Below are 24,924 nucleotides of genomic sequence, written 5' to 3'. Positions count from 1 at the left end.
TTTGCTGGCTCGAAATATTTTCTTTTACATCATTTACTTCCTTAGTAGTGGACAGTATCATGAACCTTGAAAAGTTGATGCTAAAGAAACCAGGTAGATGAAAGAGAACCATAGCAGGCGAAACTATGAGATAATCTTACCCGCACCCATGTAAATGATAAGCTTGCTAAAGTTGGAAAGGCAACAACGGTGTGAACTTGGGCTGTCTTCAGGCACTGCTTGGAATATGACGAGGAGGGGGAGTACTCTCATATGGAACACCATAAACAGGAAATTCAGTAAGTAAGGAGTAAGTCTTTAAAAGGTCTATTAATTTTATTTTGACATCTACTTGATATTCAATGAAGCTATTACTCTTTTAAGGAATGGAGCAGTTACCTTAAAGTATAATAATCTTCCTTCTCTTTGTCGTGAAGGCGCAGGTAACCGTGAATAACCAACTTAACCAGCGTACGGTAAGCACGACGCTGAGACAGATTAGCTAACCTCATGTATTGGTTTAAGGTAATACGCGGGTTCTTTTGCAGGTAATCTAACACTGAAGTCTCATGCCTTTCCAATGGAAGTTGCTCAAAAGTCTGCTCTTCCTGCTGCAGTGTTTTGTTTACAATTTTACTGGTTTGCACACTGGTGTCCTTTACCCGTATATATCCCCGCCAATCATCTTCTTTTACTTTTGCGAAATGAGGTTTTTGCTTGCTTTCCGGCACCAGCACTTTTAAAACAACACGGTCGTCAATTTCAATTTCCTCATACCGTAGCGCTATGGGTGGATCACAATAAAAGTCTGCTGCCATTTGCAGGGTGTGCTTTTCCTCTTCCGGATCTACTCCGCTAATAGTGCCATTGTCTTTTACGCCAACCAATATGATGCCGCCCTTTGTGTTTGCAAAGGAAACAATGGTTCTCGCTATCTTCTCAGGTTGAGTTACTCTTTGTTTGAAGTCTAACCTGTCATTTTCGCCATACATAATCAGGCGCTGAAGTTCTTCCATAAATTAAGAAAGGTTCAGGTTATCAAACTATGAACTTCCATTTTAAGTTTTCTCTGGATAAAAGAAAACTTAAAATGGAAGTTTTCAACATGAGAGAACCTTATTTTTTAATCAACATAGATATAATGCAAAGAAGCGAGCCTTGGGANAAAGAAAACTTAAAATGGAAGTTTTCAACATGAGAGAACCTTATTTTTTAATCAACATAGATATAATGCAAAGAAGCGAGCCTTGGGAGCTCGCTTCTTTGCATTATATCTATGTTTAACTTAGAACGGTAAATCATTGTCTACATCGCTGTTATAGAACGAAGGGGCAGGCTCAGACTGCGGTGGTGCACCGGCAGGACCATTGCTGGCAGCTGGCTCTACGCGCCATGCCTGCAGGTTTGTGAAGTACATTGTCTGACCATTCTTCGTGAAAGGCTTACCGGTTAAATTAAAAGTTACTTTCAATTCATCTCCTGATTTAAACTGGTCAAGCAGATTGCACTTGTCTTGTGTCAGCTGAAACTTTACATACTGCGTGTAAGAACCATCCGGAATCTCCAACACAAACTCTCGCTTTTTGAACTTGTCACTTATCTGTTGTTCTTCAAACGATTCGTAAAGTTTTCCTTGAATATCAAACGACATAATAGCTTAATTAAAATATGAATAATATAAAGCAAAGATACTCATTTCTGCAGAAATTCGGGACTCTTTGACCATCTTTCGCAGTAATTTTACCACTCTTTCTGATTCAGAAAACTACTGTTATACAGCAGGCGTAGAGCCTACCATAATATAAAACATCTCGACAAAAATGAAAGACATTTCCATTGCGGTACATGGTGGAGCAGGTACTATTTTACCTTCCTCTATGACGCCTGAACTTGAAGAAGCTTACCAGTTTGCTTTAAAAACAGCTGTAGAGGAAGGGCACCAAATCCTTCATCAGGGTGGATCTGCTTTAGATGCGGTAGAACACGCAGTAAGGCTATTGGAGGATACCCCCTTATTCAATGCAGGCAAAGGATCTGTTTTCACAAAAGACGGTCGGCACGAAATGGACGCTGCTATAATGTGTGGTAATACGCTCAAAGCCGGAGCAGTGGCTGGAGTTCGGAGCATTCGAAACCCCGTGCGACTTGCGCGGACTATCATGGAGCATTCGGACCATGTTTTTATTAGTGGCTGTGGGGCAGAAGATTTTGCCCGTAACCACGGACTTACTTTTGAGCCTGAGAATTATTTTTTCGATAAACACAGGTATCAGCAATGGCAGGAAGTAAGAGATTCTCATGTGTTTATGCTGGACCACAGCCATGATGAGAAATTTGGAACTGTAGGAGCTGTGGCACTTGATCAGAAAGGCCATGTAGCAGCCGCAACATCAACAGGAGGCATGACAAACAAGCGTTTTAACCGCATAGGCGATTCTCCTGTTATTGGAGCCGGAACATATGCTAATAATAATACCTGTGCAATTTCTTGTACCGGCCACGGCGAGTACTTTCTAAGGGCAGTGGTGGCTTATGACGTTTCTTGTTTAATGGAATACAAAGGCTACAGCTTGTCACAAGCCTGTGAAGAGGTAGTTCTCAACAAATTGGTAAAGTTCGGAGGAGAAGGGGGATTGATAGGAGTTAGTAAAACAGGTGATATTGCTTTAACTTTTAATTCTGAAGGAATGTACCGTGCCAGCAAAAAGAATAAAGAACAAACCTATGTCGGTATTTATAAATAAAGCTCATCAGAAATAATAGATATAGAGTAGTTTTGGGTGTTAACTCTACAACTGTTCTGATATACTCAACACAGGAGGTGTTTCATCAATACTTCATCGTTTCTCTTTCTCCCGAATCATTTTCAGAAAGCTTTCGCGGTAGGTTTCTCCCAAAGGGATAGCTTTGTCGCCCATGGAAATGGTGTTACCGTCAATCATGTTTACTTTATCGATGGAGATGATATAGGATTTATGCACACGGAAAAAGGGCGGTTGCGGCAGTTGCTCATCCAGGTCTCTTAGCGTCTGATAGGTGACAATCCGCTGCCCTGGCAAAAAAATGGAAACATAGTTCTTAAGCCCTTCTACATACAGAATTTCACTGTAATCGATTTTCAGAAACTTGTTCTTGCTTTCTCCTTTGATGAACATGTAATCTGGGGCAGGAGCAGCATTAACAGGAACGGCTGTCGGTTGCTGCTGCATGATACTTTGCGCTTTGTGCACGGCCTTCAGAAACCGGTCGAAGGGGATAGGCTTTAGCAGGTAATCTATCACATCGTGTTCGTAGCCTTCCAGAGCATACTCCGGGTAGGCAGTGGTAAGTATAACCTTGCACTTGCTCCCGCGCAGATCTTCATAAACTGTATGCCCGTCAGCTCTGGCATCTGTATATCCAGAAACACCAGGTCCACGCGGCCTTCCTGCACCCAGTTAATGGCTTCAATCGGGCTGGTGGTGGTGCCAACCAGCTCCAGGAACGGCACCTTCTGAATATAGTCGGCTAATATGCGGGAGGCGTAGGCTTCATCATCAACAGCTATGCAACGGATCATTTTAAGTTAGAAAGTTAGAGGGTTAGAAAGTTGTTCTGTCTGAATCAGGATTGACTTTTATCAAAGGAAACATGCTTATGAAGATTTTGCAAAAGGTAATCAAACTTAAGTTGATCAATCCTGAAAATCATTCAATCCTGTAAATCCTGATTTAGCTTACATGTTGCAGTTTAAGTCTTGTCTGGTACTGCTTCCCATCCTCGTTTATCTCCAGGTTATAGTTGTCGGGGTAGAGCAGGTCGAGGCGGCGGCGGATGTTGGCCAGGCCGATGCCTGTGGTTTGGTCTTTCTGGCTTTGGTTGATGCGGTTGCTCACATCAAAGAACAACGTATCGTTTATCAGCCGCAGGTTGATGTTGACGGGTGATGTGGCATCGTCTACTACGCCATGCTTCAGGGCATTTTCTACAAAGGGAATCAGTACCAGCGAAGGCACACGCTGCCCGTTTACATGGCCTTCTATGTTAAAGTTAACAAAAAATGTCTCCTCAAAACGAAGGCGGTAAATGTTAATGTAGTTATGCAGGTAATCCACCTCTTTCTGCAGCTCTACTTTGCCGTCTTTGCTTTCGTAGAGCATGTAACGCATCAGGTCCGATAGTTTAATAATAGCATCGGCCAGCTTATCGGAAACAGGATAGGCTAAAGAGTATAAATAATTTAACGTATTATACAGAAAGTGCGGGTTAATCTGTGTCTTTAAGAAAGCCAGCTCTGCCTGCGTTTTCTCCTGCTTTAAGGTGCGGTTCTCACGCTCCTTCTGTAGCGTTGCCTCGAAAGCCCATACCACAGCACCCAGAAAAATGCCAGGCATGGCCCAGTACAGGTTATCGAATATATAATATGTCAGCGAGGTGCCAGGGCTATAGTTGCTGAAGCCGAAAAATACCTGGAAAAGTACTTCCTCAATGGTATATCGGAGGCAGGTATAAAGCAGCATGACAGCGGGGATGCCAACTAGCAGCACAAGCCAGTTCTTGTTTCTCATCCAGAGCGGGAAAACCAGCAGGTAACAGAGGTAAAACTCCACCAGGTGCAGTACATCCTGGCTAAGGCTAAGCAGCAGAACTTTATAGTCCCAGCTATACAGGAAGTAACCTAACATAGTATAGCCGATGTAGAGTGTCCAGCCCAGCAGGTGCAGGCCTATCTTTTTTTGCGTCGCATTCATGTTCTAAAGCTAAAAAGAACTTCCTGCAACTACACTTTTTTTATCCCAACCGCTTTGTTTGTGATGCCAAATCCTGCTTTTCATACTCCAATACCATTTTTGCCTTTTTTTCGGATTCAGATAATGTTTTAACAGGTTCGGATAGTTTAATTTCTATCGTACAAGGTTTGCTGCATCTTTGGCTCAACATCAACGAAAAACACCTGAGCCATGATTAAATCAACTACTCCCGCGACAAATGCCAAAGGGCAAAAGCATTTCAGAAGCCTGGCAGCTTTAACATTAATTATCGCTTTCTACTTAACAGCTTTTACTTCCCTGGCACAGTCCGCCGCTACAGTTAAAGGCACTGTTGCAGACGCTGCCACGCAAAAGCCATTGGACTATGTGTCGGTGGTGCTGTTGCATTTACCAGATTCTGCAGTGGTAGCCTCTGAAATGACGGACGCTGCAGGAGCTTATGTTTTTATGAAGGTAAAGTCTGGGAAGTATGTTGTCAAAGCCTAGATGGTTGGTTTTGCACCTGCGCAAAGTATAGTTTTTGAGGTTAAAGAGCAGGAGCTGCAGGTGCCAGGTATAAACATACAGGAAAAAGCCAATGCGCTGCAGGAAGTAGTGGTAAAAGGGCAGAAGCCGCTGCTGGAGCAGGAGGCAGACCGATTGGTGATGAACGTGGAGCAACTGAACACTGCAGGAGACAATGCCCTGGAAGTGCTGAAGTATGCGCCTGGGGTGCGGCTGGATAAGGACGATAACATCATCTTCAGGGGAAGCGGAAGCGTGAACGTGATGATAAACGGCAAAATGACTTATATGTCAGGAATTGAACTGCAGAACTACCTGAAGTCGCTGCCTGCCTCTGCGGTGAGTAAAGTAGAGTTGATAGCCAACCCGCCCGCCTCTTTCGATGCAGCGGGTACCGCAGGCATCATTAACATTCAGCTAAAAAGAGATGAGACCTTGGGGATGAACGGCACCATGAACCTGGGCGTGGGGCAGGGCAGGTACGATAAAGTATGGGGCGGCCTGAACCTGAACTATAACACAGGCAAAGTGAGTCTTTTCACCCGCCTCAATGCAGGGCATTATAATTCCTTCAACCGCCTGACGCTAAGGCGAAACATCAACGACAGCCTGTACAACCAGGTTAACTACTGGCACCCGATTACCAAAAGCTACAACGTAACGGCAGGAGCCGATTATTTCATCAATAAAAAACACACGGTGGGCGTGATGGCAAAAGGCTATGCATCACCCGAAAACACCCTCACCACCAGTAACTCTATTAACTATAACGCAGCAGGCGTGGCTTTCGGAAGTATGGATATGTCTAATCCCAAAGAAGCCAGCTCTGACAACTATAGCCTGAACATAAACTATAAATTCGATATCGACAGCACAGGCCGCAGCCTCTCTTTTGATGCAGATTATGTGAACTATAGCAGCGAAGCAGACCAAAGCTTCACCAACAACTTTTATGGTGCGTCGGGAGAAGCTACGCAGGTGCCAATGCAGTTGCGCAGCGCTAGTGATGCCGAGGCAAGTATAAAATCATTGAAAGTAGATTATGTACAACCGTTCGGTAAAGGCTACAAAGCAGAGGCAGGCGTAAAGAGCAGCTGGGTAAGCAACGATAGTAAAATCAGATTTGAAGAGCAGCAGGAGCAGGGGTGGGTAAATGATGAGAAGCGCACCAACAGCTTTGTGTACAACGAAACGATACAGGCAGGTTATTTGAGCCTGAGCAGAAACTTCAGCAAAAAGCTGAGCATGAAAGCTGGTGTCAGAGCAGAGCGCACCATGGCGGATGGGCATTCTGTAACCACAGGCGAAGTTGTGAAACAGGATTACCTGCAGTTTTTCCCTAGCTTTTTTGTAAGCTATAGCGCCAATGATAACAACCAGTTTTCTGCTTCCTATAGCCGCCGCATCAGTCGCCCTTCTTACAGCAGCCTGAATCCCTTCACCTTTTTCTCAGATCCTTATACTGCTATGGAAGGAAATCCTTTTCTGCAGCCATCATACTCCAACTCGCTTCAGGCAAGCTATACCTACAAGAGTTCCCAGTTGCTGAGCATTAGCTACCTAGAGTCCAACAACTTTGTGGCAAGTGTTATTGAGCAGAACAACGCAACGAAGGTAAGTATCAGCAGACCCGAAAACCTGAGCCAGGCAAGGTATCTGAGCCTGAGCAGCGGCGGTACCTTGCCCATTAACGATTGGTGGACCTCGACACTTCAGTTAGAAGGTTATTACAGTACTGTGTCAACACCTGTGTTTGACCAAGCCTATAACAGCAAACAGTTCAGTTGGTCGGCCAGTGCAGACCAGAACTTTGACTTGCCCAAGGATTATAAACTGCAGCTTTCCGGCTACTACAGTTCTCCTTCTATACAAGGTTTAGACAACATGCAGGCCAACTACCAAATCGACTTAGGCCTAAAGAAAACCTTCTGGAATGATAAAGCTACTGTAAGCCTGAAACTGCGCGACGTGTTTAACAGCAGCCGCTCCAGGAGCACCTTAAGGTATGCCAACGTGGATATGTTCTGGCAAAACCAGTGGGAGAGCCGCCGCGTTAACCTCACCTTCAACTATAAGTTCGGCAGCAACAAAGTAAAAACGGCCCGCAACCGCCGAACGGGCACAGGCGAAGAGGAGGGAAGACTATAACGCTGCATTATCTCAACCTATAAAACTAAAGACATGAAAAAAAAATTTAATGTTCTTCCTGTTGCTGTTCAGTATAGCAAACATGACTGTTGCACAGAAGATGACTCAAAAGCAGATAGAACAACGGGTACAGGAAATTTTCCCTGACTCGTTGGTGAAGGCGGATGTGTTGCTGCTGGGCCTGTTCCACTTTAACTATCCAGGCTTGGATGGTTATAAAACCGAGGAAAGCATGCAGGTGGAAATCCTCTCCAAAGAGCGGCAGCAACAGGTAAAGGAGCTCACGAAACTTTTGGCTACCTATAAACCAACCAAAATTGTAGTAGAGTACCCTGCGGCTTCGCAGGGTAAACTGGATGCGCTTTACGCAGATTTTAAGTTAGATGACCTGAAGACAAAGCGGGATGAAACCTACCAGTTGGGCTTTAGGCTCGCGAAGCAACTGCAGCACGAGAAGGTGTACGCCTTTGACTCTAAACCTTTCCGGTACTCGCTTGCCTCCGAAGATTCTGCCTGGATAGCGAAACAGTTTGAACAAGGAGAACCATTGGTAAAGGCCTGGTACGATAGATATAATCAGTTTTATGCCTATGACGATACCATAACGAAGCGCATGCCTCTGAAAGATTATCTGCTCCTGCTAAACTCCGATGAGGCGCTTCGTATAAGTCACGGCGTTTACTTGGTGGAAACACGCATTGGTACAGAGACAGAGCCAGCAGGGGCCGATGCCTTCATTACGAGCTGGTACAACCGCAACATCCGTATGTTCTCTAATCTACAGCGGTTGGCAGGTAAAGGTGATCGCATCTTAGTACTGGTAGGAGCCGGGCACGTGCCCATCCTTAAGCACCTGCTCAAAAATGCTCCTGACATGAAACTGCGCAGGCTGGATGAATTTGTGAAGTATTGATATTAAAAGTAAAAATATACAATATAGCTTTTAGCTGAAAATATAATACTATTGATAAGGGCTTATATGCCTTTATCTTGAACTAAACTTATTTAACAATTAAGCCAGATTACACTCATGTTAGTAAACCCGGTGGGAGAGCTGGCGCATTAACCTTACCATTAACTATGAACTTGGCAACACTTAAGTTAAAACAGCCCGTAACCACCGAATTAGCACAGGAGAAGAGGGGAGGCTGAAACGACCTTTAATTTAACAAAACTTATTCCACAGATTTAGCTTAGAGCCACTTCATTAGAAAGCCTTTTTACATACTTAATTATTTTACCTTCGTAATGTTAGTTAGGTAAATAGTAAGGACAAAATAATGCTATGAGTAAAATAAGTGATCAAATATTACCTTTTATAAATGACGGAGAGATAAACTATTCAGTACTAAATGAAGGCAGACACACAATGTCTCTTAAGTTCTTTGAGGCAACTTTCAAACTAATTGCTTTTAGTGAACTTCCAGAAATTGAAAAATACGCTTACTACTACCAAAGCCTAAATGACCCGGACCTGGTTATGTTTGTAAGAGTAACTAAAGAGGGATATTCTGCTATGTTAGCACAGTATAATGACCCTGATGAGCATTTTTATCATTTAAAGTCAAAATTGGGATTTACCATAAACGAAGAGCTATAACATTTATTACTGCGTCATTTAAGCAGAAGAGTTGTAAGCCAAAGCTTTGTGTTTGGTAGAAAAGACCAAACTTACATCAACCTCAGGCTTTGAGAGATAAGTACGATACAATGTTTCAGCAGGAGGTAGGCAAAACAAAGTAAATAAGCTGTTTAGGTTTAAGCTCTATTTAATATGCTTTCGCTCTTGCTGTAACTGGGCATGTTGTCTGGCCTCCATATCTCTAAAAAATTTCCGGGTATTTATGTCGTAGATGTTGCCCTTTGCTAATACATGCATTACCATTCTTTCTATTGCAACTGGTCGTCCTTTTTCTACTTTCGCAATGTTTGTGTAGCCAATGTCATGTCCATCAGCAACTACAACTAAATTAGACCCAACTGTTTCTACCAGGTGTCCAGCCTTTATCAAAACTCCGGTGTCTTCGCCAAGACCAATACCAATTGTTTTCGGGTGAGTGGCAACAGCTTCCATCAGCCGGCCAAACCTGCCTCTAACAACAAAATGAGTGTCTATGATAACATCATCTAAAAAACTTAAGCCTTGCCCCATTTTAACTGATCCGCGCATAAGTGCCTCTGTAGCACTACCGCCTTTAATCATTGCTTTAGACATAGCCATGGCACCAGCACTTGTTCCTGCTAATATAAAATTTTCGTGCAGGTAACGCTGCCTCAGAATTTCTAATAACTCAGACCCCAAAAACATGCGGGTTATTCTGGACTGGTCTCCACCACTAAACATAACGCCATCAGCTTTCTGAAGTCGCTCTGCATAGGCAGGTATCAACACATCAGCCTCCTCTTTTATATGCATCAGGCTTATGTTAGTGGCTCCGAGAATACCAAAGGCACGAACGTATCTTTCGCCAACTTCTTCTGGTATTGCGGAGGCTGTAGTAATAACTTCTATGTGAGGGTTTTGAGTAGGTATCTCCTGTAAAAATCGTTTCAGTATGCCGAGCTCAAAAAAATCGAGGTAGTACTTTCTTCTGGACTTAGGGTTTGGGTAAGTTCCCTTGTCTTCATTGCCTCCAATTGCTATAAGTATTCCTTTAGGGGTATCAGCTTGCATTCTGAAAATAGTTCTTCCGTTAATTAATGAAGGTTAATTTAGTATTGTCTTCTACAGTGCCGAAGGGTAAACACTACTCCAAATACCCTTTTTTTAAAAAATCGTTGCCAACGTTAATTAAAGAGGTGCGGATAATAGATGTATCTTATGCATTTATATTAATATATAAAATATAGTAAATATTTATTAGTTTATAAAAAAGATATTGTATGCTTTCAAATTTAAAGCTTTTACCTGATTTAAATCATAAAATTAATAACCCCTGCCAAAGCGGGTCGTATAGTTAAGTGCAAGCTGTAAGATGCAGCATATGTTTGACGATAAACCTTTCCAAGCTATGAAACTTAATAATTTGAAAGATCTTTTAATTCACGAATTAAAAGATGTATATAATGCTGAACAACAAATTACTAAAGCCCTTCCTAAAATGATGGAGGCAACTTCTTCTGATAAACTGAAGTCTGCTTTCCAGGAGCACCTGGATGTAACGAAGATGCAGATTGAACGCCTTGATAAAGTTTTTGATATCATGGGTGAGAAAGCATCAGGAGAAAAATGCAAGGCAATGGAAGGCATCATAAAAGAAGCTAATTCAATGATGAGTGAAAAAGCTGATGCCAGTGTGATGGATGCTGCTTTAATTGCCTGCGCACAGCGTGTTGAGCATTATGAAATTGCAGCATATGGTACTGTATGTGCTTATGCTAAGCAGTTAGGCATGAACGATGTTCTCGATTTACTAATGGCAACACTAGATGAAGAGAAACAAACTGATGAGAAGCTGACTGCAATGGCAAAAGAAACTATTAATACCCAGGCTGCAAGCTAGAAAGCACCTCATCTTATGAAAACATTTGTAAGACTCTGTGCTTTCGCCTGGCTTCACTAGCAGGTAAGAAAGTGCAGAGTTTTACGGAACAGAAAAAGCAAAGGCCCGGCTATAATAGCCGGGCCTTTGCTTTTTCTGTTCCGTATTATTCTTTATAGTTAGTTTACTTCAGCATTTCATCGAGTGTGACAGTAGAAACCGCATGGTAATTTGGTCTTGCTTTGGCATAAATAGCCAGTGCTTTTTTCTTCCCTTCTGGTGTAGAAACCAGTGCCTTGAAAATTGGCACCAGAAACTTGCGGCGACCCACATTAACGAGAAATGTTTCCAATGCTTCATCTGCAGTTACATAATTATTGCGGATGGCATGCAGGAACCAGGCAGCCAGAATTTCAGAGTTACCAGAGTCAGTAAAGTTAAATGCTTTATCCAGTTCATACATTTGCTGTTGTGTCATTTGCTCTGGCAGCATTCGTATAAAGTGTAGCCATTCGTGGCTTGTCCAGTCTTTGGTGTTCAGGTGGGTTGCCGGGGTGCCGCTCTTCCAGGAGTTAAAGGTTTCTTCTACTTTGGCAAACCGGCTGGAACTTGGCTTTACAAAGTCCGCTGGCAGACCAGGTGAGTAAACCCAGCCCTCAATATTGATCTTATCTGCAAGCTGCTTATCACCTCTTATAAGTTCTTTTTGCAGAAAATCCAGGAAAAGATCCGTGTTCGTGCTCTGGAAAGAAAATGTTTTAAAGTAATCATTCAGGAAAACATCGAACTTCTCTCTGCCAACTGCTTGTTCAATATTCTGTAAAAAGAAGCTTCCCTTTTCATAAGCGATATCTGTTAATCCCTCATCCGGATCACGCCCTTCCAGGTCCAGTTTAAGACGAGTGTCTTCGCTGTAACTGCCAAAGTTCTTAATCGTTTCTTGCAGGTCCTGATAGCCCAATACATTCAGCATATCGGCATATTCTTTTCCATAAAGCTCCTCCATTATGCGCCGCTCAAAATATACTGTAAAGCCTTCATTAAGCCAGAAGTCGTTCCAGGTCGCATTCGTTACTAAGTTACCACTCCAGCTATGTGCCAGCTCATGAGCTATCAGGCTGGTTAGGGAACGGTCTTTAGCCAGAACGGTTGGAGTAACAAAGGTCAGGCGAGGGTTTTCCATACCACCAAAAGGGAAAGACGGAGGCAGCACCAGCAGGTCATAGCGATCCCAACGGTACTTGCCATACAGCTTTTCGGCAGCAACCAGCATTTTATCCATTTCTGCAAATTCATAGGCAGCTGCGTCTATAGTAGCGGGCTCCGCATAAATGCCTGTTTGTTCGCCGACAGACCGGAATACCAAATCACCTACCGACAGCGCCATCAGGTAAGAGGGGATAGGCTGCTTCATCTCAAATCTATAATTCCCATTTTCGTCTTTCTCCTGAGGGTTCTCAGCACTCATTACTGCCATCAGTTCTTCAGGTACTTTCACTTTAGCACTGTAAGTGATACGGATGCCCGGGCTATCCTGAATTGGTATCCAAGTACGAGCCAGGATAGCTTCTGATTGGGTGAAGAGAAATGGATATTGCTTTCCTGCAGTTTGCTGCGGACTTAACCACTGCAAAGCAGCTGCAGTTGGTGAGGTATGGTATTGAATGGTTACTTTTTTCGTACCTGGTTTAATGTTTACATAAAGAGGCTGGCCAAGAAATTCCTTTTTCTCACCGAATTTAAAACTGGTTTCCTCCATGTCTTCGCCCAGATAGACCTTTTCAATTATCAGGTCACGGGTGTCGAACACTATCTGATCTGTTCCGGCTAAGTTTTCAATCAGGTAGCTTGCTTTTCCGTTTATTGTTTTGTTATCAAAGTTGACTGCAATATCCAGGTCTAGGTGTTTGGCAACTGCTTCAGTAGGTTTAGAGAAGCTATGCACGTCTAAGGGGGTGCGCTCTAGCGCATTTAGTTCTGTTGTCATAGTTTGATTTTCGCTGGTGGTTTGAGTGGTGCAGGAGCTAAGTTGCAAACTGCCTGCCACGCTTAAACCAAGTAAGCAACGTTGGTAAACTTTCATAGGTTATGAATGGTGTCTTTAACGTTGTAAGTTAATTAATCTGGCCCGAAACATGAAACCTAGCATGATATTGGCTTTGTTATAGTAATAATAAAGCTTAGCAATTAAAGTTAATAGTTGCTAAATTATGTTAAGTAATACAATGCAATGAAATAGTTGCGAACTATAACATGAGCTAAAAGAATTGTAGTGCTATCTCTAAAACATTTTACTTGTTTTTGAAGTACATTAAGATGATTTGCCTGTTATAAGTTATTTCAGGTTATTTTATTGAATTATTTTAATATTATAATTGCACCTATTGTCGAGCAAAAGCCTTTTTAAACTACATCGGCATAAATAAAAGATAAGAAAAATTTATGAACCCTTATAAGTTAAAGCACATAACCTCCCCGCTTTTAGGATTAATGTTGCTGTTTTTAGCTGTGAGTTGTAACCAGTCATCAGATACCACAACTGCTACCAATTCTGTATCTGGCCTTTTTGGCAAGGACGAGTTGCCACAGGCTAAAACAGATAGTCTGGAAGTGCTTCAGTACATCAGCAAAAATCCCGATTTAGGGGAGTATGAAGAGTTGATGTTTAAGTTTTACGGTGATAGAGACTACAGGCTTGCCTGGTTTCATGATAATGAACTGGTACCCCAGACTGAAAAATTATTATCTACCATAGATCACGCCAGCAAAGAAGGACTTAACCCTAAAAACTATCGCCTGGCAGACTATGATAGTATGTTTAAGCGTTACGAGGAGATGGATGAGCAGGATTCAACTCGTTTGGACTTGCAGAAACAGATTGATCTGGCACTAACTGCTACATATTTTAATTATGCTTCTGATTTTTACAGAGGCCGGGTTAGCCCCCAGGCAGAGGATAACCTTCATTGGGATGTGAGGAGGAATAAAATAAAACTGCATAAAGCATTGCAGACAATTTTAAAGGAGCGAGATAGTACATACCCTTACTATGAATTTGAAGCGCTGCACGATGGCTATGTTAAGCTGCGTGATGCGCTGGCAAAGTATCAGGCCTTGCAGGAAAAAGGCGGCTGGCCTAAGGTGGAGTTAGGCAGTAATAAAATGCTTCAGAAGGGAGACTCTGCACAGGCTGTTTTAACTATTCGTAAACGCCTGGACCCTGAGCAGGACCTTAATGCTGAAGATAAGAAGCTTTATTACTTTGACGACAATCTGCAACAACAGGTGAAGAAGTTTCAGCGGTTGCACGGCTTAGAGCAGGATGGGGTTGTTGGTGGTAATACCTTAACTACAATGAACGTGCCTCTTGAGGACCGTATTAACCAGATTATGATTAATATGGAACGCTGGCGCTGGATACCAAAGCGAATGGTTCCTAAGAAACTAGACCAGAAGTATATTTGGGTTAACATACCAGAGTATAAACTTTACATTTATGAAGACCCTGATAATGACCCAGAAGCTGAAAGAAAGTACAAGAAAGTGATGGACATGCGGGTGATTGTTGGTAAGACAATGCATTCAACACCAATATTCAGTGATAAGGTACAGTATGTTGTTATGGCTCCTTACTGGAACATGCCTGGTAGTATAGTTGAAAATGAGGCTAAGCCGGCCATCATGCGTGACCCGAATTGGCTTGTAAGAAATAACATGGAGATCGTTACAAGAGACAAAGCCAATAATCCTGTGTCACCTTCTTCCATTGATTGGTCTGGTGTAACGGCAAATAATTTTCCTTATTTGCTAAGACAGAAGCCCGGGCCAAAAAACTCTCTGGGTATGATTAAGTTTCTCTTCCCGAATGAGTATAGTGTTTACCTGCACGACACGCCGGCCGATGCACTGTTCAACCAAAGGGAACGGGACTTTAGCCACGGTTGTGTAAGATTAGAGAAGCCTGTTGAGCTTGCGAAATACCTTTTAAAAGATATGCCCGAATGGGATGAGAATAAAATCCGTACTACGATGCAGGGAGGGAAAGAAGAATGGGTGACATTACCTAAGAATGTTCAGGTTTACATTGTGTATTTTACTACATGGGTAGATGAAGATGGTAACCTTAACTTTAGAGAAGACTTGTACGGACACGATAAAAAACTAGAACAAGAGTACTTCGGTTAATACATTTAGTTTATAGAGCCAAAGGGAGAACATTTATGCTGAAAAGAATTTTCTATATAGGGAGTTTAGTAACTTTTTTGTACAGTTGTGGCCCCGTAGCTGAGTCTGAAGAAGCTTCATCGGCCAGTAATCCGGAAACAGATACTGCTATGGCTACCAATACAGTGCCTCAGCCTGCAGAAGAACCTGATTCAACCCTTCAGCCAGTAGTGGAGCTGAAGTTACGCGCCATCGGCAATAATCTGGAAGAGATAGCATACTCGGAAGATTCATTAGAAGTGGCTGCAGGTAGTTTGGTTAAACTTGAGTTTACGAACGAAGGTGTAGACCAGCCCATGATTCATAATGTAGTGGTGACAGAGCTGGGCAAGTATAAAGAAGTTGCATTGGCAGGGGAGAAGGAGGGAGCACCAAGTATGTACCTTCCTGATGACTCAACTAATGTGCTGGCTGCATCTCCCTTGGCTTTACCCGGGCAAACTGTTACCATGGAATTTGATGCCCCTCTTACTCCTGGTACCTACGACTTTGTTTGCACTTACCCTGAACACTGGAAGCGCATGCATGGTAATCTAATAGTGAAATAGAGTAGTCTGTTTTAATAATCCTTTGGAAGCTCCTAAAGCTGGAAGTATGTATTATTTCCCGGTTTTAGGAGCTTTTTTATATTCCCTTTCTTAAAAGTACCTCTCTGCTTCAGTGGTATTCTCTATAAATAGTGCAATAGCTTACAGTCTACAATATCTACAATCACATGCTAAGCCCGGAGGCCTTAGCCCCTTTATCATCATTGGTCAGTTTTGCTTAGGTACTGTTAAAATAGCAGTATAAATTAAAGCTTTAACTGCTGCTATAACATACTAGTAAATAGTTTCTTATGCTATTGTGGATAAACCGAGTTATCCACAATAGCATATTTTGTTATGCCATATTGTCATTTGCTATAAAAGAAAGGGCTTGCTCAAAAGCAATATATAAGTATCAGGTTATAAGTATATAATGGCTTTATCGAAGGAAAATATTGGTTTAGATTGGATAAACAGTACAGTTTACAATTGTATATACATTTGTAAACTATACTGTTTATCCAATCTAATTTGTGCATAAATTACTTATAATATGATTATTAAGTTTTTATGTGAAAGCCATTGTTTAATTACTCGTTTTGATTTAATTACTATATTCAGTTTGTTAGTTTACTTTTATATATACATTTGTATTCAGGTTATGGTAGAAAGAATAAGGCATCTTATGGAGTATAAATCGCTTACAGCTTCTCAGTTTGCAGATGGAATGGAAGTCCCACGAGCTGTTATCAGTCACATACTCAGCGAGAGAAATAAGCCAAGCCTGGATGTAGTTTTAAAAATTATCTCTACCTATAGAGATATTAGTCTTAAATGGTTGTTGCTTGGAGAAGGGAATATGCTAAATGATTTAGTAACAAATATGCCTGAAAATGTCGCAGAACTGGATAAGAATTATGAGGTACAAAGAGCTTCAACTGTTGCCAATGTATCCCCTAAGCAGGAAGATAAAGTACAAAACCCTAAAGAAGAGTCATCATCTGCTTTTCCCGTTGCCGCAACGAATAAAGCAATAGAGCGTGTCATGATCTTCTATACTGATCACACTTTTAGTTCTTATACACCCGAATAAATTTGTGTTTAATAAGGTTATTATTCTGTAATTTTCTTAATCCATTGTCGGTCGTTCTATTGATTGGCTCGTCATTAACTTTGGTTATGAAATGGTAGCATGAGTCCTTTTAATAAAAAAGCTTCTTCTCCCATGTATATTCTACCACTTGGTTGTGTAATTTTACTTCTATTCTAAACTAATGCTTATGAAGTTCACACCGCCGGATTGCCAAAACTGCCTGAGCAGAAAGTCCTCCTTGCTTGGCTGTTGCAATGGAAGCGAAGTGGAAGAACTTTCTACTAGCAAAACCAGCTGTCTGTATAAAAAAGGCCAGGTCATTTTTTTTGAAGGCGCTAAGCCTACAGGCCTTTACTGTGTGAATACCGGAAAAATAAAGGTTTCCAAAATGGGCAGCGAAGGCAAAGAACAGGTTATCAGATTGGCCAAGCCTGGTGATGTTATTGGCTATAGGGCACTTATGGCTGATTCTAGTTTTTCTGCTTCAGCAGTTGCCCTGGATGATGCAGTAGTGTGCTTTATTCCTAAGTCACAGTTTCAGAATCTGATTTCCCACAACATGAACTTGTCCAATGGATTAATAAAACTACTTTCCAAAGCGTTGGGTGAGGCTGAAGACCGGATAGTGCAAATGGCTTGTAAACCTGTGCGTGAACGTTTGGCAGAGGCGCTACTATTACTACAGAAAACTTACGAAACAGATAAGGAAGAGCAAGAGCAAAAGGATAAGTTTACTATCTCCATTTCCCGGGATGATCTGGCCTCTATTGTGGCCACTGCCAAAGAAACAACTATCCGTTTGCTATCAGATTTCAAAGATGAGAATATTATTGCTGCGAAAGGAAGCAGCATCACCATTCTAGACCCTGATAAGCTTTTTGAGATTTGCCATTTGTATGATTGATTAATAACCTTTCTAAAAGAAAAATAACGACAGACCTGTAATAAGTCTGCCGTTTCTGTTATGGTAAGTGTCCACCTCATGCAGCTTTACTAAACTTCTTTATTTCTAAAGAATGCTGTGCATGCACAATAGCTTAAAACCCTTAAGGCCTTATTTTATAGTAAGATGATGTTTGTAACTTCAAGTAACACAGGTATCATCTGCAGCTTGCTTTTTTTGCCACTACAAATTTCTTAACCACCGTCTGAATTAAGCTTTCTGTAAAACAATGTAGTCCTAGGCATAGACTGGCTCAACTATGTTTTAGCTGAAGGTCTGGAGCAGTTTGCTTTGCGCAGAAGGCTGGAGAAGTTACCCTTGGAGCCATGAAAGTTAAAAAAGCTTTTCATAGCTTTTAGCCTCGCCCGATTCTACGTCCAGACCCGGAGCTATTTTGTTTGATTTTCATCAGCTTGATAGTACAAAACTCTCACTTACTATGAAGATGTATACTGACAACTATCAATGTTATAAGTGATTTTCATCATCTTTTAAGGTAGTGTATGAGCTTACTTTTGTATTAACAAGAAATGACAAAGAAGCGATGAAAGCAGCCATAAAGACCGAAGTCCAACACTGTTACCACTGCGGCGACGAATGTATTGATGAGCTGATATGGGTACATGATAAAGCATTCTGCTGCGCTGGTTGTAAAACTGTGTACGAACTGTTGGAAGAGAACAATCTCTGCACATACTATTCGCTGGAGCAGAACCCCGGCATTACAGGAAAGCAACTTGTAGCTGAAACCCGTTTTGCCTATCTGGACGATGCAGGGGTGGAAGCACAGCTCATTAGTTTTAGGAACGACTCTATCTGCAAGTTAACTTTTTATATTCCTCAGATGCACTGTAGTTCCTGCATCTGGTTGTTGGAGAACCTCTTCAAACTTAATACCGGTATATCACAATCAACTGTCAATTTTCTTCGCAAAGAAGTTTCTCTTACTTATTTTCATGAGAAAACACCACTTCGCGAGGTAGTGGAGCTTTTGGCACGAATTGGTTATGAACCGGCTATTACTCTTGCTGATACAGATGGTAAAAAAGCGAGCAAACAAAGCCGGGATATTATATACAAACTGGGTATTGCAGGGTTCTGCTTTGGAAACGTCATGTTGCTCGCCTTTCCTGATTACCTTGCTGTAACTGAAAATTTACAGCGAAGATTTGGCTCCTTCTTCGGATATCTTAGCATGCTGTTGTCTTTGCCCGTGTTCTTTTATAGTGCAAGGGGCTTTTTTACCTCGGCTATTGAGGGTGTTAAACAACGCCTGATTAACATCGACATGCCTATTGCAACGGGTTTGCTGGCTTTATTTAGCGTAAGTCTCTACCAAATTATAACAGGTACTGGTCCGGGGTATCTGGATTCATTTACAGGTCTTGTATTCTTTATGCTGATCGGAAAATATTTTCAGCAGAAGACCTACGACACCCTGTCTTTTGACAGGGACTACACCTCATACTTTCCGGTGTCCATTACTGTATTAAAAGATAACAGGGAGGAAGCGTCAGTAGCCGTACGAAATCTTAAAGTTGGTGATCGCATCCGGATTCGGAACCAGGAACTTGTTCCTGCCGATGCTATCCTGATGCAGGGAAGTGCCATGATCGACTACAGTTTTGTGACAGGTGAGTCTGAGCCAATAGAAAAAGTGGTGGGTGAAGTGATTTACGCAGGAGCCCGTCAGGTAGGAGAGAGTATTGAACTGGAGGTAGTGAAAGAGGTGTCACAAGGTTACCTGACGCAGCTATGGAATAATACAGTATTCTCTAAAAGTGAGGAGCAAAGTGTAGGCTCTTACGCTAACATTGCTGGTAAATGGTTTATTATAGTGACGCTATTGGTGGCAGCAGGTGCGCTGGCGTACTGGGTGCCCCGCGACATGAACATGGCCATGAAAGCCTTTACATCGGTATTGATTATTGCCTGCCCATGTGCTTTGTCTTTAGCTACGCCCTTTGTGCATGGTCATACATTGCGTGTATTCGGTAAAAATAAGTTTTACCTGAAGAACACGGCAGTAGTGGAAACACTGGCTAAAATAGACACCATCGTATTTGATAAAACAGGTACACTTACAGAACCTAGTGCAGCGGAGATCAACTATACCGGAAAAACTTTAATACCAACTCAGGAGCAAAGTGTAAAGTCTGTACTGCGCCACTCTACCCACCCGTTAAGTCAGCGCATTTTTCAACACCTGCCAGGAAACACATCTGATGTGCAGCACTTCCAAGAAGTAGCCGGTAAAGGGTTAGTCGGAGAAGTAGAAGGGCAGTTGGTGCGAGTTGGATCAGCTTCATATTTAGGCGTTACAGATGATAAAGTTAAAGACACACTTAAAACAACTGTTTATGTTTCAATAGACGGAGTAGTGCTTGGGTATTATACATTCTTTAATGTTTACCGCAGTGGCTTAAAAGACATACTGCTTGATTTAAATGACAAAAAGCTGGCGGTACTTTCAGGAGATAATAATCATGAGGAAGCCAGATTGCAGGAATTGCTGGGTAGAGAAGCAGAGCTAAACTTTAACCAATCGCCCGTGCAGAAGCTAGAGTTCATTCAGCGACTGAAAAATGATCACCACCAGGTGCTGATGGTGGGCGATGGCTTAAATGATGCTGGGGCCTTGCGGCAAAGTGATGCAGGTATAGCTCTTACGAATAGCATTACCAACTTCTCTCCATCCTGCGATGCCATTCTGGATGCTACAGCTTTTGATAAACTGAGTAAATTCCTGAGTTTCTCAAAAAAGACAATGAATATTATTCTGGCAACTTTTGCGGTGTCTTTGATCTATAATGTAATTGGCTTAACACTGGCTATACAAGGCTTGTTTTCACCAATTGTATCTGCCATACTTATGCCGATCAGTTCACTAAGCGTGATTGTGTTTGCTACTCTGTCAGTAAAGTTTGCAGCGAAGAGGGCAGGGCTTTAATATACTATGGAAGCGTCTGTAGCTGATCTGTTATAGCTCAGACGCCTGCCCTGCTGTACGTGCAGTGCAAAGTTTTACAATTTTAACTCCTCATAGATAAAGTTATGATTATTATCTTTCTACTTATCGGCATTAGCGTTACCGTAGCCAGTGGCTTTTTAGGAGGCTTTCTTTGGGCCGTACGCTCAGGCCAGTTCGACGACGACTATACACCGGCGGTTCGGATGCTTTTTGAAAATGAAGTAACTATTAGTAACGATAAAACAGAAGCACAAGAGGCAAAGTAAATACTGCTTCAGCTCCTTTATCTTAGTGAGATAGAAAAGGCTTTAGCAGGATCTACTTCTGTTACTTTGGTATAGGTAGCTTCATTTTGCATTAGGTGATATGTTACATTTAAAGTAATCTCTTTAAAAGAAGACTTCCTGAATTAACCCTGACTTAACGGGGGGCATAAAGGGTAATAGCATAGTATAGCTTGCTGTACCGCTATTAAATGGGTATAATTCATTAAGCTATGATGGTACCTTTTGCTTTAGAATCGTTTTTGCAAGCACAGCTTACAATTAAAAATGCAAAAGCTATTACTTCTCTTTTATCAAATCTGAGTTAGGTTGTTTGCCAGCCTTTCAAGCTGATATCAATCACTTCCTTTAGTGACAATCGTCATCTTTTATCAGGCGCTTCTTTAGGAATTTTGAAGAGTTAAAACAGCAACAAAACATTATAACACTAACAATACAAATCAATTTAATGGAGGACACCGCACATGTCAACTAGCGTAGTCGAATTAGTCGAGAAAACTCCCGAACGCCTGGTGCCTAGAGGCCCCAAAAGGGGAGGAGCCGAAACTTTCTTTTATGATAACAAGATAGTTCGGGATTTTGGTGTAGCCACAGTGTTCTGGGGTATTGCCGGTATGCTGATCGGGGTGATCATTGCGTTCCAGCTGGCTAACCCAGATGTGAACATAGGTACACAGTATACAACCTTTGGCCGGGTAAGGCCACTGCATACAAATGCTGTCATATTTGCTTTTGTGGGTAATGCTATTTTCATGGGAGTGTATTACTCGTTACAGCGCCTTTGCAAAGCTCGTATGTTCAGCGATGCCCTAAGTAAGATACATTTTTGGGGCTGGCAACTCATTATTGTTTCTGCTGTAATCACTCTGCCATTAGGTATTACAACTTCCAAAGAATATGCGGAACTGGAGTGGCCAATTGATATTGCCATTACGCTTATCTGGGTTGTGTTCGGCTGGAACATGTTCGGTACTATTGCCAAACGCCGAGAGAAGCACATGTATGTAGCCATCTGGTTCTACATTGCTACTTTCTTAACAGTAGCTGTACTGCATGTTGTTAACTCCTACGAGATGCCGGTAAACTTTCTGAAAAGCTACTCAGGCTATGCTGGTGTGCAGGATGCGCTGGTACAGTGGTGGTATGGCCACAATGCGGTGGCGTTCTTCCTTACAACGCCGTTCCTGGGCCTGATGTATTACTTCCTGCCGAAGGCTGCTAACCGTCCGGTTTACTCATACCGCTTGTCTATCATTCACTTCTGGTCACTGATTTTTATCTATATATGGGCAGGCCCGCACCACTTGCTCTATACAGCTCTGCCTGACTGGGCGCAGTCATTAGGTGTTGCTTTCTCTGTAATGCTGATTGCTCCAAGCTGGGGTGGTATGATCAACGGACTTTTAACACTTCGTGGTGCCTGGGACAAAGTACGTGAAGAGCCTATCCTGAAGTTCATGGTAGTTGCTATTACTGCCTACGGTATGGCTACTTTCGAAGGGCCGATGCTTTCACTTAAAAATGTCAATGCCATCGCCCACTTTACCGACTGGATTGTAGCACACGTACACGTAGGAGCACTTGGCTGGAATGGTTTCTTGACCTTTGCTATGCTATACTGGTTGTTCCCAAGACTTTACAAAACACCGTTGCACTCCCGTAAACTGGCGAATACCCACTTCTGGCTAGGCACCTTAGGTATCTTGTTCTATGCCATCCCAATGTACTGGGCCGGCTTCACGCAAGGTTTAATGTGGAAACAGTTCTCAGAAGAAGGCATGCTGCAGTATCCTAACTTCCTGGAAACAGTATTGCAAATTGTGCCAATGTACTACATGCGTGGTATTGGCGGGGTGCTTTACCTAAGCGGCGTCTTCCTGATGGTGTATAACCTTTACAAAACAGCACAGGCAGGAGCTCTTGTAAGTAATGAGGCCGCAGAAGCTCCTGCCATTGTAACAGAACAAAGCAAAAACGCTGGCCACTGGCACAGTTGGATCGAAAAACGTCCTACACAAATGGCCATTTTTGCAACTATTGCGATCATGATTGGTGGTTTGGTAGAGTTTATTCCGGCTTTTGTTATAAAATCTAATGTACCAACCATTGCCAGTGTGAAACCTTACACTTCACTGGAGCTACAGGGACGCGACCTGTACATTAAAGAAGGCTGTGTGAACTGCCATACACAAATGGTTCGCCCGTTCCGTTCAGAAACCGAGCGTTACGGAGAGTATTCTAAGGCAGGTGAGTTTGTATACGACCACAACTTTCTGTGGGGCTCGAAACGAACTGGCCCCGATTTGCACCGTGTAGGAGGCAAGTACCCGCACTCATGGCACTACCACCACATGATGGACCCAACGTCTATGTCTCCGGGCTCTATTATGCCGCCTTACCCTTGGTTGTTTGAGCAGGAAATCGACTTAAGCACTACGTATGATAAGCTGCTGACACTTAAAAAGCTGGGTGTGCCTTATGAAGATGAGTACATTGCCAATGCAAACGAAGAACTGATGACACAGGCAAAACAGGTAACTACGGAACTTGCCAAAGAAGGCTTAGAGGTTAAACCAGAGGCAGAAATTGTTGCTCTCATCGCTTACCTGCAACGCCTGGGTACTGACATAAAAGTTAAAGTAGAAGAATAGACACTAGAAGTTAAATACTGGATTTTAAACTGTCACACTATTTACAAAGAGTCTGAAGTCAGGTATTTAACTTCTGAATTCTAACATCTAAAATCTAAAGAAATGTATAAAAATGTTTTACAAGCCATCGCGGGCATCGAAATTTATCCGCTTATCTCGTTGAGCATCTTCTTTCTGTTCTTTGTTGGCCTTTTGATTTATGTGCTTGTCATAGATAAAAAGCATGTGGAGGCGATGAGCATTATGCCTTGCGGGCAAGAAGATGGATTTGAAGCTATCAGTACAGGAGGATCCAAGTAATGAACCGGACGTTTTATAAAATAAGGAAGTGCAGCCTTGCCTTAGTAGGAAGCTTGCTTCTGATGAGTGCTACTGCTGTACAGGCACAGGATTCCATTCAGGAAAGTGTAACGGCAGTTGAACAGGATGTTCCTTTTTTGAGTCTACCTCCTTTGATGCTTGCTGCTATTGCACTGACAGTTATAGTACTGGCCCTCTTGATAGCAACTGTGGTTATGCTGTTCAGACTCTTTATACCTATGATGGGAGACAGCATTTACGATGAAGACTTTCGAAGCTCTTTTGCCGGCAAGGTGCTGTTCCTGACGCAGGGTGATGTAACCTTGGTAACAGGTAAAGCAAAAGATGAGATTCACTCGCACCACGACTTCGACGGCATTGAAGAGTATGATAACGACCTGCCACCTTGGTGGAAAACCATGTTCTATGTAACCATTGTGTTTGCTGTAGGTTATTTGCTGTACTTCCACGTTTTCGATAGCGGTCTACTACAGCATGAAGAGTATGAACTGGAGATGCAACAGGCTGCTCTGTTTGCAGCCAAAGCAGATAATGACCCTAACGCAGTTACTAACTTTGAGGTTCTGACTGATGCTACTGCGTTGGAAGGTGGCAAGTCAATTTTCATGACAAACTGTGCAGCCTGCCATGGGCAGGAGGCACAAGGCTCCGTTGGCCCGAACCTAACTGACGAATACTGGCTGCATGGAGGTGATGTAAACGATATCTTTAAAACTGTTAAGTTTGGTGTGGCCTCTAAAGGCATGGTGCCATGGCAAGGTAAGCTGTCAAAAGACCAGATTCTGGAAGTAAGTAGTTACATTCTTTCTTTGCAAGGATCTAACCCAGCCAATGCAAAAGAGCCGCAAGGGGAGAAATTTGAGCCAAAGGCGAAATAGGTTAAAGATGTAAATTTCAGGAAGTGTAGGCACAAAGCTTCCTGCAAAGAGCAGGCACTTTAAAGTTAAGTGCCTGCTCTTTTTATATAGTGTCTGCCATTACTGACTACAATCACTTGTATTTATGATTTTAGTCATCTTTTAAAAGAGGCCAAATATAGAATTTTG

General features: G+C 42.4%; 22 protein-coding genes. 15 read left to right on the top strand and 7 right to left on the bottom strand.

What is annotated here, in order from left to right:
* Window positions 1-374 precede the first annotated feature (374 nt).
* Both LN995_RS13175 and LN995_RS13170 read right to left on the bottom strand, forming a co-directional pair.
* On the bottom strand, window positions 375-995 hold the full coding sequence (locus LN995_RS13175; protein ID WP_229961549.1) for an AlbA family DNA-binding domain-containing protein: 621 nt from the start codon (window positions 993-995) through the stop codon (window positions 375-377).
* 269 nt (window positions 996-1,264) lie between these two features.
* Window positions 1,265-1,630, bottom strand: coding sequence for a DUF3127 domain-containing protein (locus tag LN995_RS13170; RefSeq protein WP_229961548.1), 366 nt, complete (start codon window positions 1,628-1,630; stop codon window positions 1,265-1,267).
* Window positions 1,631-1,799: 169 nt separating this feature from the next.
* On the opposite strand from LN995_RS13170, the gene LN995_RS13165 reads away from it, so the two are divergent.
* Window positions 1,800-2,723, top strand: coding sequence for an isoaspartyl peptidase/L-asparaginase family protein (locus LN995_RS13165; RefSeq protein WP_229961547.1), 924 nt, complete (start codon window positions 1,800-1,802; stop codon window positions 2,721-2,723).
* A 93-nt stretch (window positions 2,724-2,816) separates the two neighbouring features.
* Here the strand turns inward: LN995_RS13165 and LN995_RS22050 are convergent, their stop codons facing one another.
* The 3 genes from LN995_RS22050 to LN995_RS13155 form a co-directional block, all read right to left on the bottom strand.
* A complete protein-coding gene (locus tag LN995_RS22050) occupies window positions 2,817-3,260 on the bottom strand; it encodes a LytR/AlgR family response regulator transcription factor (RefSeq protein WP_317206954.1) in 444 nt (147 codons plus the stop codon).
* Window positions 3,257-3,538 carry a LytR/AlgR family response regulator transcription factor gene (locus tag LN995_RS22045; RefSeq protein WP_317206953.1) on the bottom strand — a complete coding sequence of 94 codons (282 nt, stop codon included), beginning with the start codon at window positions 3,536-3,538 and terminating at the stop codon, window positions 3,257-3,259. Before LN995_RS22045 ends, LN995_RS22050 begins: the two co-directional genes overlap by 4 nt.
* A 151-nt stretch (window positions 3,539-3,689) precedes the next feature.
* Window positions 3,690-4,709, bottom strand: a complete 1,020-nt coding sequence (locus tag LN995_RS13155) for a sensor histidine kinase (RefSeq protein WP_229961546.1) — start codon at window positions 4,707-4,709, stop codon at window positions 3,690-3,692.
* 210 nt (window positions 4,710-4,919) lie between these two features.
* Between LN995_RS13155 and LN995_RS13150 the strand changes: the two genes are divergently transcribed.
* The 4 genes from LN995_RS13150 (at window position 4,920) to LN995_RS13135 (ending at window position 8,982) form a co-directional block, all read left to right on the top strand.
* Window positions 4,920-5,216 carry a carboxypeptidase regulatory-like domain-containing protein gene (locus LN995_RS13150; RefSeq protein WP_229961545.1) on the top strand — a complete coding sequence of 99 codons (297 nt, stop codon included), beginning with the start codon at window positions 4,920-4,922 and terminating at the stop codon, window positions 5,214-5,216.
* Window positions 5,217-7,382, top strand: coding sequence for an outer membrane beta-barrel family protein (locus LN995_RS13145; protein ID WP_229961544.1), 2,166 nt, complete (start codon window positions 5,217-5,219; stop codon window positions 7,380-7,382). It abuts the gene before it with no gap.
* 82 nt (window positions 7,383-7,464) lie between these two features.
* Complete coding sequence (locus LN995_RS13140) at window positions 7,465-8,295, top strand: DUF5694 domain-containing protein (protein ID WP_229961543.1); 831 nt, start codon at window positions 7,465-7,467, stop codon at window positions 8,293-8,295.
* A gap of 372 nt (window positions 8,296-8,667) precedes the next feature.
* A complete protein-coding gene (locus LN995_RS13135; RefSeq protein ID WP_229961542.1) occupies window positions 8,668-8,982 on the top strand; it encodes a hypothetical protein in 315 nt (104 codons plus the stop codon).
* A gap of 165 nt (window positions 8,983-9,147) precedes the next feature.
* On the opposite strand, the gene LN995_RS13130 is transcribed toward LN995_RS13135, so the two are convergent.
* Window positions 9,148-10,056 (bottom strand): cyanophycinase, encoded by a 909-nt coding sequence (locus tag LN995_RS13130; RefSeq protein ID WP_229961541.1) that lies wholly within the window; start codon window positions 10,054-10,056, stop codon window positions 9,148-9,150.
* Between the two features lie 310 nt (window positions 10,057-10,366).
* Here LN995_RS13130 and LN995_RS13125 point away from each other — a divergent pair, with 310 nt between their 5' ends.
* Window positions 10,367-10,885 carry a YciE/YciF ferroxidase family protein gene (locus LN995_RS13125; protein ID WP_229961540.1) on the top strand — a complete coding sequence of 173 codons (519 nt, stop codon included), beginning with the start codon at window positions 10,367-10,369 and terminating at the stop codon, window positions 10,883-10,885.
* A 163-nt stretch (window positions 10,886-11,048) separates the two neighbouring features.
* Here LN995_RS13125 and LN995_RS13120 read toward each other — a convergent pair whose 3' ends face one another.
* Window positions 11,049-12,947 carry a M1 family metallopeptidase gene (locus LN995_RS13120; protein ID WP_229961539.1) on the bottom strand — a complete coding sequence of 633 codons (1,899 nt, stop codon included), beginning with the start codon at window positions 12,945-12,947 and terminating at the stop codon, window positions 11,049-11,051.
* A gap of 425 nt (window positions 12,948-13,372) precedes the next feature.
* On the opposite strand from LN995_RS13120, the gene LN995_RS13115 reads away from it, so the two are divergent.
* The 9 genes from LN995_RS13115 to LN995_RS13075 all read left to right on the top strand — a co-directional run bounded on the left by LN995_RS13115 (window position 13,373) and on the right by LN995_RS13075 (window position 24,756).
* The gene (locus LN995_RS13115) at window positions 13,373-15,049 is read left to right on the top strand and encodes a L,D-transpeptidase family protein (RefSeq protein ID WP_229961538.1); all 1,677 of its coding nucleotides are present in this window, start codon (window positions 13,373-13,375) and stop codon (window positions 15,047-15,049) included.
* 35 nt (window positions 15,050-15,084) lie between these two features.
* Window positions 15,085-15,636 (top strand): plastocyanin/azurin family copper-binding protein, encoded by a 552-nt coding sequence (locus LN995_RS13110; RefSeq protein ID WP_229961537.1) that lies wholly within the window; start codon window positions 15,085-15,087, stop codon window positions 15,634-15,636.
* A gap of 640 nt (window positions 15,637-16,276) precedes the next feature.
* A complete protein-coding gene (locus LN995_RS13105; RefSeq protein WP_229961536.1) occupies window positions 16,277-16,708 on the top strand; it encodes a helix-turn-helix domain-containing protein in 432 nt (143 codons plus the stop codon).
* Window positions 16,709-16,895: 187 nt separating this feature from the next.
* Complete coding sequence (locus LN995_RS13100) at window positions 16,896-17,612, top strand: Crp/Fnr family transcriptional regulator (protein WP_229961535.1); 717 nt, start codon at window positions 16,896-16,898, stop codon at window positions 17,610-17,612.
* Window positions 17,613-18,195: 583 nt separating this feature from the next.
* A complete protein-coding gene (locus tag LN995_RS13095) occupies window positions 18,196-20,601 on the top strand; it encodes a heavy metal translocating P-type ATPase (protein ID WP_229961534.1) in 2,406 nt (801 codons plus the stop codon).
* Window positions 20,602-20,705: 104 nt separating this feature from the next.
* On the top strand, window positions 20,706-20,888 hold the full coding sequence (gene ccoS / locus LN995_RS13090) for a cbb3-type cytochrome oxidase assembly protein CcoS (protein ID WP_229961533.1): 183 nt from the start codon (window positions 20,706-20,708) through the stop codon (window positions 20,886-20,888).
* Between the two features lie 482 nt (window positions 20,889-21,370).
* Window positions 21,371-23,557, top strand: a complete 2,187-nt coding sequence (gene ccoN / locus LN995_RS13085; RefSeq protein ID WP_229961532.1) for a cytochrome-c oxidase, cbb3-type subunit I — start codon at window positions 21,371-21,373, stop codon at window positions 23,555-23,557.
* A gap of 102 nt (window positions 23,558-23,659) precedes the next feature.
* Window positions 23,660-23,857, top strand: a complete 198-nt coding sequence (locus LN995_RS13080; RefSeq protein ID WP_229961531.1) for a hypothetical protein — start codon at window positions 23,660-23,662, stop codon at window positions 23,855-23,857.
* Between the two features lie 62 nt (window positions 23,858-23,919).
* The gene (locus LN995_RS13075) at window positions 23,920-24,756 is read left to right on the top strand and encodes a cbb3-type cytochrome c oxidase N-terminal domain-containing protein (RefSeq protein ID WP_229961530.1); all 837 of its coding nucleotides are present in this window, start codon (window positions 23,920-23,922) and stop codon (window positions 24,754-24,756) included.
* Window positions 24,757-24,924 lie beyond the last annotated feature (168 nt).

Origin of the sequence: Pontibacter silvestris (assembly GCF_020907275.1) — a bacterium.
GTDB classification, from domain to species: Bacteria; Bacteroidota; Bacteroidia; order Cytophagales; family Hymenobacteraceae; genus Pontibacter; species Pontibacter silvestris.
This window is presented reverse-complemented; position numbering and strand designations above follow the sequence as displayed.